The 13,532-nt window shown below is 68.8% G+C and carries 13 protein-coding genes; 10 read left to right on the forward strand and 3 right to left on the reverse strand.

Going from position 1 to position 13,532, the window contains the following annotated elements:
- Positions 1-20: 20 nt before the first annotated feature.
- Entirely contained in the window at positions 21-1,436 is a 1,416-nt protein-coding gene (gene crtI, locus ABFX45_RS36870; RefSeq protein WP_346135189.1) for a phytoene desaturase family protein, read from the forward strand.
- Positions 1,437-1,556: 120 nt separating this feature from the next.
- On the opposite strand, the gene ABFX45_RS36875 is transcribed toward crtI, so the two are convergent.
- Positions 1,557-1,748, reverse strand: coding sequence for a hypothetical protein (locus ABFX45_RS36875; RefSeq protein ID WP_346135191.1), 192 nt, complete (start codon positions 1,746-1,748; stop codon positions 1,557-1,559).
- A gap of 814 nt (positions 1,749-2,562) precedes the next feature.
- Here ABFX45_RS36875 and ftsZ point away from each other — a divergent pair.
- The 8 genes from ftsZ (at position 2,563) to ABFX45_RS36915 (ending at position 8,674) form a co-directional block, all read left to right on the forward strand.
- On the forward strand, positions 2,563-3,873 hold the full coding sequence (ftsZ, locus tag ABFX45_RS36880) for a cell division protein FtsZ (RefSeq protein WP_346135193.1): 1,311 nt from the start codon (positions 2,563-2,565) through the stop codon (positions 3,871-3,873).
- An 84-nt stretch (positions 3,874-3,957) separates the two neighbouring features.
- The gene (gene pgeF / locus ABFX45_RS36885) at positions 3,958-4,662 is read left to right on the forward strand and encodes a peptidoglycan editing factor PgeF (protein ID WP_346135195.1); all 705 of its coding nucleotides are present in this window, start codon (positions 3,958-3,960) and stop codon (positions 4,660-4,662) included.
- Positions 4,659-5,357 carry a YggS family pyridoxal phosphate-dependent enzyme gene (locus ABFX45_RS36890; RefSeq protein WP_109633617.1) on the forward strand — a complete coding sequence of 233 codons (699 nt, stop codon included), beginning with the start codon at positions 4,659-4,661 and terminating at the stop codon, positions 5,355-5,357. Before pgeF ends, ABFX45_RS36890 begins: the two co-directional genes overlap by 4 nt.
- A gap of 68 nt (positions 5,358-5,425) precedes the next feature.
- Positions 5,426-6,079, forward strand: a complete 654-nt coding sequence (locus ABFX45_RS36895) for a cell division protein SepF (RefSeq protein ID WP_109633614.1) — start codon at positions 5,426-5,428, stop codon at positions 6,077-6,079.
- A 19-nt stretch (positions 6,080-6,098) separates the two neighbouring features.
- Positions 6,099-6,374 (forward strand): YggT family protein, encoded by a 276-nt coding sequence (locus ABFX45_RS36900; protein ID WP_407656890.1) that lies wholly within the window; start codon positions 6,099-6,101, stop codon positions 6,372-6,374.
- 47 nt (positions 6,375-6,421) lie between these two features.
- A complete protein-coding gene (wag31, locus tag ABFX45_RS36905; protein WP_109633609.1) occupies positions 6,422-7,237 on the forward strand; it encodes a DivIVA-like cell division protein Wag31 in 816 nt (271 codons plus the stop codon).
- Positions 7,238-7,252: 15 nt separating this feature from the next.
- The gene (locus ABFX45_RS36910) at positions 7,253-7,747 is read left to right on the forward strand and encodes a hypothetical protein (RefSeq protein WP_109633606.1); all 495 of its coding nucleotides are present in this window, start codon (positions 7,253-7,255) and stop codon (positions 7,745-7,747) included.
- 135 nt (positions 7,748-7,882) lie between these two features.
- Positions 7,883-8,674 (forward strand): alpha/beta hydrolase family protein, encoded by a 792-nt coding sequence (locus ABFX45_RS36915; protein WP_346135198.1) that lies wholly within the window; start codon positions 7,883-7,885, stop codon positions 8,672-8,674.
- On the opposite strand, the gene ABFX45_RS36920 is transcribed toward ABFX45_RS36915, so the two are convergent.
- Positions 8,610-9,788: an AfsR/SARP family transcriptional regulator gene (locus tag ABFX45_RS36920; RefSeq protein ID WP_346135200.1), complete on the reverse strand. Its 1,179-nt coding sequence runs from the start codon at positions 9,786-9,788 to the stop codon at positions 8,610-8,612. The genes ABFX45_RS36915 and ABFX45_RS36920 overlap by 65 nt on opposite strands.
- Positions 9,785-10,129: a DoxX family protein gene (locus ABFX45_RS36925; RefSeq protein WP_346135202.1), complete on the reverse strand. Its 345-nt coding sequence runs from the start codon at positions 10,127-10,129 to the stop codon at positions 9,785-9,787. Before ABFX45_RS36925 ends, ABFX45_RS36920 begins: the two co-directional genes overlap by 4 nt.
- Before the next feature lie 244 nt (positions 10,130-10,373).
- On the opposite strand from ABFX45_RS36925, the gene ileS reads away from it, so the two are divergent.
- Complete coding sequence (gene ileS, locus ABFX45_RS36930; protein ID WP_109635112.1) at positions 10,374-13,475, forward strand: isoleucine--tRNA ligase; 3,102 nt, start codon at positions 10,374-10,376, stop codon at positions 13,473-13,475.
- Positions 13,476-13,532: the final 57 nt, after the last annotated feature.

Below are 13,532 nucleotides of genomic sequence, written 5' to 3' on the forward strand. Positions count from 1 at the left end.
GTCACCCGAAGGAAGTACGCATGGCAGGACACGTCGTGGTCGTGGGCGCCGGTCTTGCCGGACTGTCGGCGGCGTTGCACCTGCAGGGCACCGGCCGCCGGGTCACCGTGCTCGAAAAGGCTGATGCCCCAGGCGGTCGCGCCGGGACCGTCCAGGTGGGCGGGTTCACGGCGGACAGCGGGCCGACGGTGCTCACGATGCCGGAGTACCTGGACGAGGTGTTCGGCGCGGTGGGGGAGCGAACTGCGGACTGGCTGACGCTCGACAGGGTCGATCCCGCCTACCACGCGCGGTTCGCGGACGGGTCGCGGATCGCGGTGCACACCGATGCCGAGGCCATGGAGGCCGAGGTCCGCAACGTCTGCGGCGCAAGGGAAGCGGCCGGGTACCGGAAGCTGCGGCGGTGGCTGGGCGAGCTGTACGCGGTGCAGCGCGAGCACTTCATCGGGGCGAACTTCGACTCGCCGCTCGACCTGCTGAGGCCGGAGCTCGTGAAGCTGGCGGGCCTGGGCGGGTTCGGCCGGCTGGAACCGCAGTTGCGGCGATTCATCAGCGATGAACGTTTGATCCGGCTTTTCTCCTTCCAGGCGTTGTACGCGGGTGTGCCGCCGCAGCAAGCTCTCGCGGCGTACGCGGTCATCGCGTACATGGACACCATCGCGGGCGTCTACCACCCACGCGGTGGGATGCACGCGGTTCCCCAGGCACTGAGCGCAGCCGCGGAGAAACACGGCGCGGAGTTCCGTTACGGCGCAACGGTCACACGGCTGGAGTGGAGCGGCGCACGGGTCGCGGCCGTCCACACCTCGGATGAGCGGATCGCCGCGGACGCGGTGGTGCTGGCGTGCGAGTTGCCGGACGCGTACCGGTTGCTCGGGAAGCGCCCGCAACGGCTTGTGCGGCACCGTTGGTCGCCATCGGCCGTGGTGTTGCACGCCGCGACGGATCGCACGTGGGATCTCGGGCACCACAACATCCTGTTCGGCGCGGCCTGGCGCGAGACGTTCACCGAAATCGTCCACAAGGGACAGTTGATGTCGGACCCGTCGCTGCTCGTCACGCACGCGCAGGACGGGCTGCACTACGTGCTGGCGCCGTGCCCGAACCTGCGGACCGGCCCGATCGACTGGCAGCGCGTCGGGCCGAGGTATCGCGACGAGCTCATCGCCACGCTCGAAGAGCGAGGCCTCGACGGCTTCGGTGCGGCGATCCAGGACGAGCGCCTCGTCACGCCGCGGGACTGGGGCAACGCCGCCGGTACGCCGTTCGGGCTGGCGCACACCTTCGCGCAGACCGGACCGTTCCGGCCGCGCAACGTCGTCAAGGGAGCCGAGAACGTGGCGTTGGCGGGCGCAGGCACCACACCGGGCGTCGGAGTGCCTCCAGTGCTCATCTCCGGCCGGCTCGCAGCCCAGCGGATAGATGCGGTGCGGTGACGGACCTGGACCAGGTCGTGCCGTTCCGGGGCGACCGGACGGTCTCGGCCCGATGGTGATCGCGCACCTCGTCGAGGAGACCGCCCGGCACGCCGGGCATCTGGACGGGGCGACCGATGACTAGGCCGCCGGAAGCTCCCACTTCTGCGTGAGGCGGTCGGTCTTGTGGTCGGAGACGAACACCTCACCCATGGGGCCGCCGCTCATGGTCGGGTAGCGGCCGGTCCACACCGTCGTGATCTCGTGATGGCCGAACTCGTCGGCCGCGAGCCTCCACTTCTGCTTGGCCGCCAGCGCGGCCGTGCAGGGCATCGCGCTGACGTAGTCGTAGCTGAAGCTGGTCAGGCACCTGCCGCTCGTTGTGCTGCGCCACCTCGCCGCCCCGAGATCGACGCGCCGGAACGCCTGCCTCGTCGCGAGGGTGCAGTGGTCCGTCAGGGCCTGCTCGGTGGGCAGGTGTTCGGTCCGGCAGGTGCCGTAGTCCGGGGTTCCTCAGACGGACGACCTCCGCCGGTTCGGGCGCCGGCGCGGTCCCGGTCTCCCGGATCCGCCACTGCTGGGAGTCGCGCTCGGCCTCTTCTTCCGTCGTCGCGGAACCGAGGGCGTTGAAGTGGATGGCGTCGACGAACGTGTCCCGGTACCTCAGCCGGACGGTTCCCTCCTGGCCGGGCACCACCTCCACAGGCTGGCTGGTGGACGCGGTGCCGCACACGAGGCGGACGAACTCCCTGAACCGGTCGTCGCCGCCCCCAGTGCGATCGCCGCGAGGGCGACGCTCAGCGTCTTCATCCCCGTCCACGGACGGTAACGGAAGATCACCGGCAAAAGAGGTGGAAGTGTCGATTGGGCGGGCGAGACGATCTCTGATTCGAGGTCCGACTACGCTTGTGGTGCGCCGTGCTCTGCACCGTGCGCACTACTTGACGGCACGACCGGGGAGTAGTAGCGCACAGTGTTGGGACCCTACGGCGTGGCTGCTGGACCGACGCACCGCCGGTGCTTAACGTCCAGCAGGAACATATGGGGTTGACATAACTCTGGACCTCGAGGAGAGGTTGAGGGTTTCAATCCGGGTGCATCACCACCCAGCACCACAGCACGGACCACGATCAGGAAGGCGGATCCGATGACGCCCCCGCACAACTACCTCGCGGTGATCAAGGTCGTCGGCATCGGTGGTGGCGGTGTCAACGCCGTCAACCGCATGATCGAGGTCGGGCTCAAGGGCGTCGAGTTCATCGCGGTGAACACCGACGCACAGGCCTTGCTGATGTCTGATGCCGACGTCAAGCTCGACATCGGCCGCGAGCTCACCCGCGGCCTCGGTGCCGGCGCCAACCCGGAGGTCGGGCACAAGGCCGCCGAAGACCACCGCGAGGAGATCGAAGAGGTCCTCAAGGGGGCCGACATGGTCTTCGTGACCGCCGGCGAGGGCGGCGGCACGGGCACCGGCGGCGCGCCGGTGGTGGCCTCGATCGCCCGCAAGCTCGGCGCGCTGACGATCGGTGTCGTCACGCGCCCGTTCTCGTTCGAGGGCAAGCGCCGCGCCAAGCAGGCAGAGGACGGCATCCAGGCGCTGCGCAACGAGTGCGACACGCTGATCGTGATTCCCAACGACCGGCTGCTCCAGCTGGGTGACATCGGTGTCAGCCTGATGGACGCGTTCCGTTCGGCCGACGAGGTCCTCCTCTCCGGTGTCCAGGGCATCACCGACCTGATCACCACGCCCGGTCTGATCAACCTGGACTTCGCCGACGTCAAGTCGGTCATGTCCGGTGCGGGCTCGGCGTTGATGGGCATCGGTTCCGCGCGCGGTGAGGGCCGCGCCGTCCAGGCCGCGCAGAAGGCGATCAACTCGCCGCTGCTCGAGGCGTCGATGGAGGGTGCGCACGGCGTGCTGCTCTCGATCGCCGGTGGCTCCGACCTGGGCCTGTTCGAGATCAACGAGTCCGCGTCGCTGGTCCAGGAGGCCGCGCACCCGGATGCGAACATCATCTTCGGTACGGTCATCGACGACTCGCTCGGCGACGAGGTGCGCGTCACGGTGATCGCGGCGGGGTTCGACAGCGGCGGGCCCACGCACAAGAAGCTGGAGCCGACGGCGTTGTCCTCGCCGCCGCGGACGCCCTCCGGCCCGATCGCCACCGCGACCGCGGCGCCGACGCACGCACCGGCGTCTCAGCCGGTCGCGCAGACGCCGCCTCCGCCCGTCGTGCAGACGCCGCCACCGGCCGCCCAGCCGGTCGCACAGTCGCAGCAGGAGGTCCGTCAGGCCCCGCCGCCGCCCACCACGGTGCCGCCGCAGCCGTCGCCGATGCAGGGCAACGGGTACGTGCCGCGGTCGCTGTCGCAGAACGGTTCGCTGCCGTCGCGTCCGGTGCCCGTCACCGACGACCCGGACGACGAGGTGGACGTGCCGCCGTTCATGCGGCGCTGACGACCGGATCGCAGTTCTTGTCGGACCCCCTGAGTACCTTGAGTTCTCAGGGGGTCCTGCTTATGTGGAATTAGGGTGTAAGCCGTGCGCATTCGTCGTGTTGTCACCACTCGCGCTGGTGGCGTCTCCAAGGCTCCGTACGACTCGTTCAACCTCGGCGACCACGTGGGGGACGACGGGAAGGCGGTGGAGGCCAACCGCGCCCGGCTCGCCGAGGGCATCGGTCTCGCGCCGGACCGCTTGGTGTGGATGGAACAGGTGCACGGCCGGACCGTCGGGGTGGTCGACGGGCCACAGGCGCAGCCGCTGGAGGCGACCGACGCCGTCGTGACGAAACAGCCGGGTCTCGCGCTCGCCGTGCTGACGGCCGACTGCGTCCCGGTGCTGCTCGGCGACCAGGAGGCCGGCGTGGTCGGCGCGGTGCACGCCGGGCGTGTCGGCGCGCGGGTCGGAGTCGTCGTCGAGGCGTTGAAGGTGATGCTGGCGCAGGGTGCCGAGCTGGGGCGGATCGAGGTCCTGCTGGGGCCCGCGGTGTGCGGCGAGTGCTACGAGGTGCCCGCTGACATGCAGAAAGACGTCGAGAAGCACCTTCCTGGCAGCGCCTCCAAGTCGCGCAGGGGTACCCCCGCGCTCGATCTGCGCGCGGGGCTGTGGAACCAGCTGGCGAGCGCCGGTGTCGGCAAGATCGGCGTCGACCCGCGCTGCACGTTCGAGGAGAAGGACCTCTTCAGCCACCGCAGGCAGGCCCCGACCGGGCGGCTCGCGTCGGTCGTCTGGATCGAGCCGTGAGCCGGCGGGAGGAGCTCGCCGCGAACCTCGCAGAGGTCGAGGAACGCATCGCCAAAGCCTGTGAAGCGGCGGGCCGTGATCGGTCGGAAGTGATGTTGCTCGCGGTGACGAAAACCTGGCCGGCGAGCGATGTCGAACTCCTCTACGAACTCGGTCTTCGCGAGTTCGCGGAAAACCGCGATCAGGAAGCGAGCGCCAAGGTCGCCCAATTGAGACATCTCGAAGGTGCGAGATGGCACATGGTCGGCCGATTGCAGCGGAACAAGGCCAAATCCGTCGTCGAGTGGGCCGATCAGGTCGACTCGGTCGACAGCGTGAGATTGGCAGAGGCCCTCGCGAAAGCGGCGCACGCGAAAGGCGTGAAGCTCGACGTGTTGCTGCAGGTCAGCATCGACGGCGACACGTCACGGGGCGGCTGTCCCGTTCCCGAGGTCGCGGAACTGGCTGGCGCGATCACTCGTTCGGGTGATCTTATTCTTCGAGGTGCGATGACTGTCGCACCACTGACGATGAAGCCAGCGCAGGCGTTTGACGTGTTGGCGTCAGTGGTATCAGGCCTACGTGATGATCATCCCACTGTCAGCAGTGTGTCAGCGGGAATGAGCGGAGACCTGGAAGATGCCATCTCGCACGGATCGACCTGTGTGCGTGTCGGAACAGGGTTGCTCGGTAGTCGGCGACTAACGTTGCCATAGGTTGTCGGGAACCTCGGGGCCGTCCGCACCGTCCCTAAGGTGGGGCACTCGCGGAGGAGGGGCTTGGGATGAGCGCTTTGCACAAGCTGAAGGCCTACTTCGGGATGGTCCCCGCCGAGTACGCAGACGACCCCGGCTACGACGACGACCGCGGTCGCTACGGCGACTACCGGTCCGAGTACGCGGCCGAGGCCGACGACTACGACCCCTACCCGCGGCGCAGCCGTGTGTTCACACCGGGCCGGTCGGAGCTCCAGGGCTCCGGGTACCGGGCCGACATCGACGAGTCGGACGACTACGAGCCGGAGTCGCGGCGCGGGGGCAGCCCCTCGAGCACGCGGCGCTGGAGCGCCGATGCACCCGTGCACGGCGCGCTCGCCGTCGAGCCGCAGCGCGAGCCCGTGAGCAGACTGCGTCCGGTCGCCGAGCCGGCAGGCAACCCGTTGGCGCGCATCACCACGCTTCACCCCCGTAACTACAGCGAGGCGCGCACGATCGGGGAGCACTACCGCGACGGCACTCCGGTGATCCTCAACCTGACCGACATGGACGACGCGGACGCCAAGCGTCTCGTCGACTTCTCGGCCGGTCTCGCGTTCGCTCTGCGCGGGTCCATGGACAAGATCACCAGCAGGGTGTTCCTTCTCTCACCGCCCAACGTTGACGTGACGGCGGAGGACCGGCGGAAGCTGGCGGAGGGTGGGTTCGGCAACCACGGTTAGAGTTGACCCCGTGGACCCGATCCGTCTCGTCATCTTCTACCTACTCTTCGCGTTCTCCCTGTTCCTGACCGCGCGTGTCGTGGTCGAACTGGTGAGGACGTTCGCGAGGGAGTGGCGCCCCGCGGGCGGCGTAGCCGTGACGCTGGAGACCGTTTACACCGTGACCGACCCACCGGTCCGCGTAGTCCGTCGGATGATCCCGACTGTGCGGATCGGGGGCGTCGGGCTGGACCTATCGATTATTGTGCTGTGGCTGGTCGTTATCATTCTGATGCGATTCGCAGATCCCAGGTGACGGGGAACCGGGGATGACCGCAGCCCAGGAGTGCGAGAGGTGATCCGATGCCGTTGACCCCCGCTGACGTGCACAACGTCGCGTTCAGCAAGCCGCCGATTGGCAAGCGGGGCTACAACGAGGACGAGGTGGACGCGTTCCTCGACCTGGTTGAGGGCGAACTGGCCCGCTTGATCGAGGAGAACAACGACCTCCGTCAGCAGGTTGAGCAGCTCGACCAGCAGCTCGAGACCGCGCGCGCCGACCTCGACGACGCGCGCGCCAAGGCTTCCTCCGGCCCCATGACGAGCCGAGTCCCGGTCGAGGAGCCGCGCCGTCTGGCGCCGGTTCCCCCGCCGTCGGTGCTGGAGCAGACGTCGCCCGGTGGTGGCGGCGACCACCACGTGCAGGCCGCGAAGGTCCTGGGTCTCGCCCAGGAGATGGCGGACAGGCTGACCGGCGAGGCCAAGGCCGAAGCCGACGGCATGCTGTCCGAGGCCCGCACGAAGTCCGAGCAGCTGCTGTCCGAGGCCCGTGCCAAGGCCGACACGATGGTCAACGAGGCGCGCACGCGTGCCGAGACCATGCTGAACGACGCGCGCACGCGCGCCGAGACGCTCGAGCGGCAGGCCCGTGAGAAGGCCACCGCGCTCGACCGCGACGCGCAGCGCAAGCACGCCGAGGTGATGGGCAACATCACCCAGGAGAAGAACACGCTCGAGAAGCAGATCGACAAGCTGCAGACGTTCGAGCGCGAGTACCGCACGCGACTGAAGACCATGCTCGAGTCGTCCCTGCGCGACCTCCAGGACCGCGGCCCCGCCGCTCCGTCCGAGGGTCGTTCCCAGGGCTACTCCTTCGGCGCACGCGCCGAAGCGGGCTGAACTACTGTTCATTAGGTGCTCTTCGTAGTTCTACTTCTGGTGCTGGCTGCCCTCGGGTTGCTCGTCCCTGCGCTGACCACGTCCAACAACATCTGGGCGTGGGCATCCGTGGGCGCGAGTGTGCTCGCCGCCCTGGTCCTGATCTGGGACTGGTGGCGACGACGTCCGGGGGACCCCGCAGCCGTGGCGCAGAGTGTAGATCAACACGTGGTAGCTGATGATCAACGGGTGGTGGCTTCGGCGGTAGCCGACACGCCGCCCGCTGACGAGGAGCCACCGGAAGAGGACACCGACGCGGCAGACCTGCTCGCGGTGGCCGATCTGGTGGATGAGGTGCGGGTGCTGGACGAGCGGCCCCGGTATCACCTGAGCTCGTGTTCCTGGCTCGCCGGGAGGCCCACGCTGGGCCTCCCGGTGCAGGAGGCACGGCAACTGCAGTTCACCCCGTGCGCCGTGTGCCGCCCCGACTCGACCCTGGTCCGGAAGAGTCGTTCCACACAGTCGGAGTGAACGGCGCCCGAGCGGGTTCCGGCATCGGCTATGAAGTGCGAATGCCCCCGAGGGCCGTTTTCCGTGTCGCGGTGGTAACCGCGTTCCTGCTGGTCAGCACTGCATGTTCCGATCCAGGCTGAGTCCAACGAATGCGTGCCGGGCGACCTGCGCGACAAGTCGGTGAGCTTCCGCACTGAAGACGACGTGCAGCTGTCCGGTCTGGTGCTCGGCAGCGGACCACGTGGAGTCATCCTCGCCTCTTACCTCAAGCAGTCGTACTGCGACTGGTTGCCGTTGGCGCAGAGCCTGGCCGACTCCGGTAATCAGGTGCTGCTCTTCGACATCCGGTTCTTCGAACTGGGCGATCCGCGCATGCTGAAGGACGAGTACAAGTACGACCTCGATCTGCAGGCCGCCGCGCAGGAACTCACCCGGCGTGGCGCTACCTCGATCGTGGCGGGTGGCGAGGCACGGACCGCCGCAGCCGCTGTGCTGGCAGCGCCGCGGATCCAGGGGCCGGCGGGCCTGGTGCTGGTGTCACCCGTGCAGGGTTTCGGCGGGGTTGAACGCAGCACCTTCCGGCAGGTGAAGCCGGTGCTGGAGTCGCTGACGGTGCCGGTGTTCATCGCTTCTTCGGACGCGCCGATGTCGAACGGGGATCCTTCCTTCGCGGACTCCGCACGTGTGCTGGCCGACGTGTCCGCGGCGTCGGGTTCCAGGCTGGACCTGGTGTCCGGCGCGTCGCACGGGGGTCGAGCTGGTGAAGACCGACGCCGCGTTGCGGGATCGCGTGGTCGCGTTCGTCGACGAGGTGCGGTCGAAGCCCTGGTACGAGCGGTTCATGTGGCCGATGACCGGCGCAGTGCCGGTGCTCGGCCCGCTAGGGGCGCTGTTGGTGTTTCGGCGCCGGCTGAAGGACAACGGGGTGGGCGCCGTGAGCGGTGACGAGGCCGGGCAGGCGTTCGCGGCTGGTCACAACGACCCGGCACCGCGGAGTGCCCGGTAGCAGCGGAACGACCTGGGCCGTGTCGGCGGCGTTGTCGAGGACGATCAGCATTCGCCGGTTCGCCAGCAACGTGCGGTAGAGCGCCGTCTGCGCGTGCGGCTCCGGCGGGATGCCGTCAGGGCCGGTGCCGAGAGCGGTGATGAGCTCGCGGACGACGTCGGCCGGGTCGCTGCCGGTCAGGTCCACGAACAGCTGGCCGTCCGGGTAGTCGGCGGCGTGCGCGTGCGCCCAGTGCAACGCGAGCCACGTCTTGCCGGCGCCCGCCGGTCCGGTGATCGTGACGATCGGCCCGTCGCCGAGTGCCGCGAGCTCGGCCTCTCTGCCCGTGAAACCCGTTGGTGCCGGCGGAAGCCGACGCGGGTTCCACTGTGGACGCTGGATCGACGCGACGAGGTCGCGCAGGGCGGGGCCGGGGTCGAGGCCGAGATCCTCCGCGAGCCGGTGCCGCAGCCGTGAGTGGTGAGCCAGCGCGTCGGACTGTCGTCCGGCGCCGATCAACGCCCGCATCAACTGCCCTGCGAGCCGTTCGTCGAGCGGGCGCTCGGCCGTGCGCGCGGTCAGTTCGGCGACCAGTGTCCGGTGCTCACCAGCCGCGAGCCGTGCGTCGGTGTGATCCAGTTCGGCGGCGGTGATCTCACCGGCGACGGTCTCGCGCAGGCCGGCGAACCACGCGCCCTGCAGCCCTTCGAACGGTTCCCCGCGCACGAGGGCGATGGCCTCGCCGTGCCGGCCCTCGCCGACGAGCGAGCGGAACCTGTGCAGGTCGACGGCCGCGGGGTCGGCCTCCAGCACGTAACCGCCGGAGCGGCGCACGATCGGCAGCCCTTCCAGCGCGGCCCGCAGCCGCGACACGTAGCTGTAGAGCGCGGCCCTGGCCTGTCGCGGCGGCGCCTCACCCCACACCCGCGCGAGCAGCTTGTCGACGCCGACCACCTGGTTCACGTCGACCAGCAGCACCGCCAGCACGCTCATCTGCCGCGCGTGCCCGACGTCCACGAGCGTGGTGCCGCGCCGCACCTCCGGCGGGCCGAGCAGGCGGAACTCGAGGCTCACCGGTCCAGGAACAGCAGGGTGATCAGCAACGCCAGCATCACCAGGTCCACGACGACGCCGGTCGGCTTCGAGTCGTACCGCAACCGGGTGATCGTGGCGCCGACCATCAGCAGCCCGAGCCCGACGGTGGCCGCGTGCGCCACCCACTGCCAGGTGACCAGGCCGACGACCAGGCCTGCGGCGCCCGCCCACTCCAGCGCGCCGATGGTCCGCCACAACGCGCTGTTCATCCGGAAGTGGTCGCGGGCCTCGAGCGACGTCTTCGCCCCGAACAGCTTCCCCGCGCCCGTGGCCACGAACAGCAGGGCCAGCACGATCGACAACGCGATGGTCAACGTCATCGCGCGAGCATACGGTTTGCGCCGCCGGTTACCCTTGTACCTACAGGCACCGATCCGGCCATCACCGGGGAGCCTCCGGAAGAACGGGCGCGAGCCTCAGTAGAACCGGACGGGACCGGCCCGTCACAGCCGAAGAACGAGAGGCTCGTCCGCGTGACGAGCAAGCGGGGTGGTACCGCGGCTTGCCGAGCCACATCGGCGTGTCGTCCTCGCGTGTCCTTCATGACCGCGAGGAGCAGTGGAGATGGCCTACCCCAGGGCCGGACAGAACGAGGTCCCGGCGCAGCCGTCCTTTCCGAACCTCGAGCAGGACGTGCTCGGGTACTGGAAGGACGACGAGACCTTCCAGGCGAGCATCGACCGCAACCCGGTGGGTGAGAACGGCGCCAACGAGTTCGTCTTCTACGACGGCCCGCCGTTCGCCAATGGCCTGCCGCACTACGGGCACCTGCTGACCGGCTACGTCAAGGACGTCGTGCCGCGTTACATGACCATGCGCGGCAAGCACGTCGAGCGCCGGTTCGGCTGGGACACGCACGGCATGCCCGCCGAGTACGAGGCGGAGAAGCAGCTCGGCATCACGCACAAGAACGAGATCGACGAGCTCGGCATCGAGAAGTTCAACGAGGCGTGCCGGACGTCCGTGCTGCAGTACACGGACCAGTGGCGCGACTACGTGACGCGGCAGGCGCGCTGGGTCGACTTCGACAACGACTACAAGACGCTCGACCTCGACTACATGGAAAGCGTCATGTGGGCGTTCAAGGCCTTGTGGGACAAGGGCTTGATCTACGAGGGCTTCCGCGTGCTCTGGTACTGCTGGCGCTGCGAGACGCCGCTGTCCAACACCGAGACCAAGATGGACGACGCCTACCGCGACCGGCAGGACCCGGCCGTCACGGTGGCGCTGCGCCTCGAGTCCGGGGAGAAGGCCCTGGTCTGGACGACGACGCCGTGGACGCTGCCGAGCAACCTCGCGGCCGCCGTGCACCCCGACGTCGACTACGTGACCGTGGAAGCGAACGGCGAGCGCTACCTGCTCGCAGAGGCCCGTGTCGCGGCGTACGCGCGCGAGCTCGGCGAGGAGCCCGAGGTCGTCGCCCGCTACAAGGGCTCGGACCTGGTCGGCAAGAAGTATCTGCCGCCGTTCGACTTCTTCGTGGGCCGCGAGAACGCGCACCAGGTGCTGGCCGCGGACTACGTGACCACCGACGACGGCACCGGCATCGTCCACATCGCACCGGCGTTCGGTGAGGACGACAAGGTCGTGACGGACGCGGCGGGCATCGAGGTCGTCGTGCCGGTCGGCTCGGACGGCAAGTTCACCGCCGAGGTGGCGCCGTACGCGGGCGTGCACGTGTTCGAGGCGAACAAGCTGATCATCCGCGACCTCAAGGAAGCGGGCCTGCTGCTGCGCCACGAGACCTACGACCACCCGTACCCGCACTGCTGGCGGTGCGCGAACCCGCTGATCCAGCGCGCGCTTTCGGCGTGGTTCGTCGCGGTCACGCAGTTCAAGGACCGGATGGTCGAGCTCAACCAGCAGATCAACTGGGTGCCCGGTCACATCAAGGACGGCCAGTTCGGCAAGTGGCTCGAGAACGCGCGCGACTGGAACATCTCACGCAACCGGTACTGGGGTTCGCCGCTGCCCGTGTGGGTGTCGGACAACCCCGAGTTCCCGCGCACGGACGTGTACGGGTCGCTGGACGAGCTGGAGCGCGACTTCGGTGTGCGCCCGGACAACCTGCACCGGCCGTTCATCGACGAGCTGACGCGGCCGAACCCGGACGACCCGAGCGGGAAGTCCACGATGCGGCGCGTGCCGGACGTGCTCGACTGCTGGTTCGAGTCGGGCTCGATGTCGTTCGCGCAGGTGCACTACCCGTTCGAGAACGCGGAGTGGTTCGAGAACCACTACCCCGGCGACTTCATCGTCGAGTACAACGGGCAGACGCGCGGCTGGTTCTACACGCTGCACGTGCTCGCGACGGCGTTGTTCGACCGGCCCGCGTTCCGCGACTGCGTGGCGCACGGCATCGTGCTCGGTGACGACGGCCAGAAGATGTCCAAGTCGCTGAAGAACTACCCGGACGTCAACGAGGTCTTCGACCGCGACGGCTCGGACGCGATGAGGTGGTTCCTCATGGCGTCGCCGATCCTGCGCGGTGGCGACCTGGTGGTGACCGAGCGCGGCATCAGGGACGCGGTGCGCCAGGCGGTGCTGCCGCTGTGGAACTCCTGGTACTTCCTCGCGTTGTACGCCAACGCTTCCGGGAAGGAGGGCACCTGGCGGACCGACTCCTCGCACGTGCTGGACCGCTATGCGCTCGCGAAGACTCACGACCTGGTGCGCGACGTCCAGGCGGCGATGGACGTCTACGACATCTCCGGCGCGTGCCAGATGGTGCGGGAGTACCTGGAGGTGCTCACGAACTGGTACGTGCGGCGGTCGCGGCAGCGGTTCTGGGACGGTGAGCAGGACGCGATCGACACCCTGCACACGGTGCTGGAGGTCGTCACGCGCGTGGCGGCGCCGTTGCTGCCGTACACGACCGAGGTCGTGTGGCGCGGGCTGACCGGTGGGCGTTCGGTGCACCTGACGGACTTCCCGTCGGTGTCCGACCTGCCGGCGGACGACGCTCTCGTGACGGCGATGGACGAGGTGCGCGCGGTCTGCTCGACGGCGTTGTCCCTGCGCAAGGGGAACAAGCTGCGCGTGCGGCTTCCGTTGGCGCGCTTGACGGTCGCGTCGCCGGTCGCGGCGTCGCTGGAGGACTTCGCCGAGATCGTGCGCGACGAGGTCAACGTCAAGGAGGTCTCGCTGACCACCGACGTCGACGCGTACGGGCAGTTCCAGCTCGTGGTGAACGCACGCGCCGCCGGTCCGCGCCTCGGACCGAACGTGCAGAAGGTCATCAAGGCCGTCAAGGCCGGTGACTGGTCCGAAGTGGACGGACGGATCGTCGCCGCCGGTGTCGAGCTGTTCGAGGGCGAGTACGAACAGCGGCTGGTGGCAACCGATCCGGCTGCCACGGCGGCACTGCCGGGTGGCGCCGGCGTCGTCGTGCTCGACACGGTGGTGACGCCGGAGCTGGAGGCCGAGGGTGTCGCGCGTGACCTGGTGCGTGTGGTGCAGCAGGCGCGCAAGGACGCCGCGCTGGACGTGTCCGACCGGATCACGCTGACGCTGGAACTGCCGGACGCGGTGCGCTCCGCCGTGGAGCCGCACCTGGAGTTCGTGAAGTCGGAGACGCTGACGTCGTCGGTCGTCTTCGGTGAGGGCTCCGCGGAGGGCACCGTCGGCGACGGCCTGAAGGTCAAGGTGGCTGTCGCGCGAGTGTGATCGCAGTTGTACGGGGCCGCTGTCTTCGGACGGCGGCCCCGTCGCACGTCTGCGGCG

Origin of the sequence: Lentzea roselyniae, from assembly GCF_039537795.1 — a bacterium.
GTDB classification, from domain to species: domain Bacteria; phylum Actinomycetota; class Actinomycetes; order Mycobacteriales; family Pseudonocardiaceae; genus Lentzea; species Lentzea atacamensis.

Coding starts and splice junctions, on each gene's coding strand:
- wag31 (WP_109633609.1), top strand. CDS start 6,422: ATGCCGTTGACCCCCGCTGACGTGCACAACGTCGCGTTCAGCAAGCCG.
- ABFX45_RS36895 (WP_109633614.1), top strand. CDS start 5,426: ATGAGCGCTTTGCACAAGCTGAAGGCCTACTTCGGGATGGTCCCCGCC.
- ileS (WP_109635112.1), top strand. CDS start 10,374: ATGGCCTACCCCAGGGCCGGACAGAACGAGGTCCCGGCGCAGCCGTCC.
- ftsZ (WP_346135193.1), top strand. CDS start 2,563: ATGACGCCCCCGCACAACTACCTCGCGGTGATCAAGGTCGTCGGCATC.
- ABFX45_RS36875 (WP_346135191.1), bottom strand. CDS start 1,748: ATGCCCTGCACGGCCGCGCTGGCGGCCAAGCAGAAGTGGAGGCTCGCG.
- ABFX45_RS36925 (WP_346135202.1), bottom strand. CDS start 10,129: ATGACGTTGACCATCGCGTTGTCGATCGTGCTGGCCCTGCTGTTCGTG.
- crtI (WP_346135189.1), top strand. CDS start 21: ATGGCAGGACACGTCGTGGTCGTGGGCGCCGGTCTTGCCGGACTGTCG.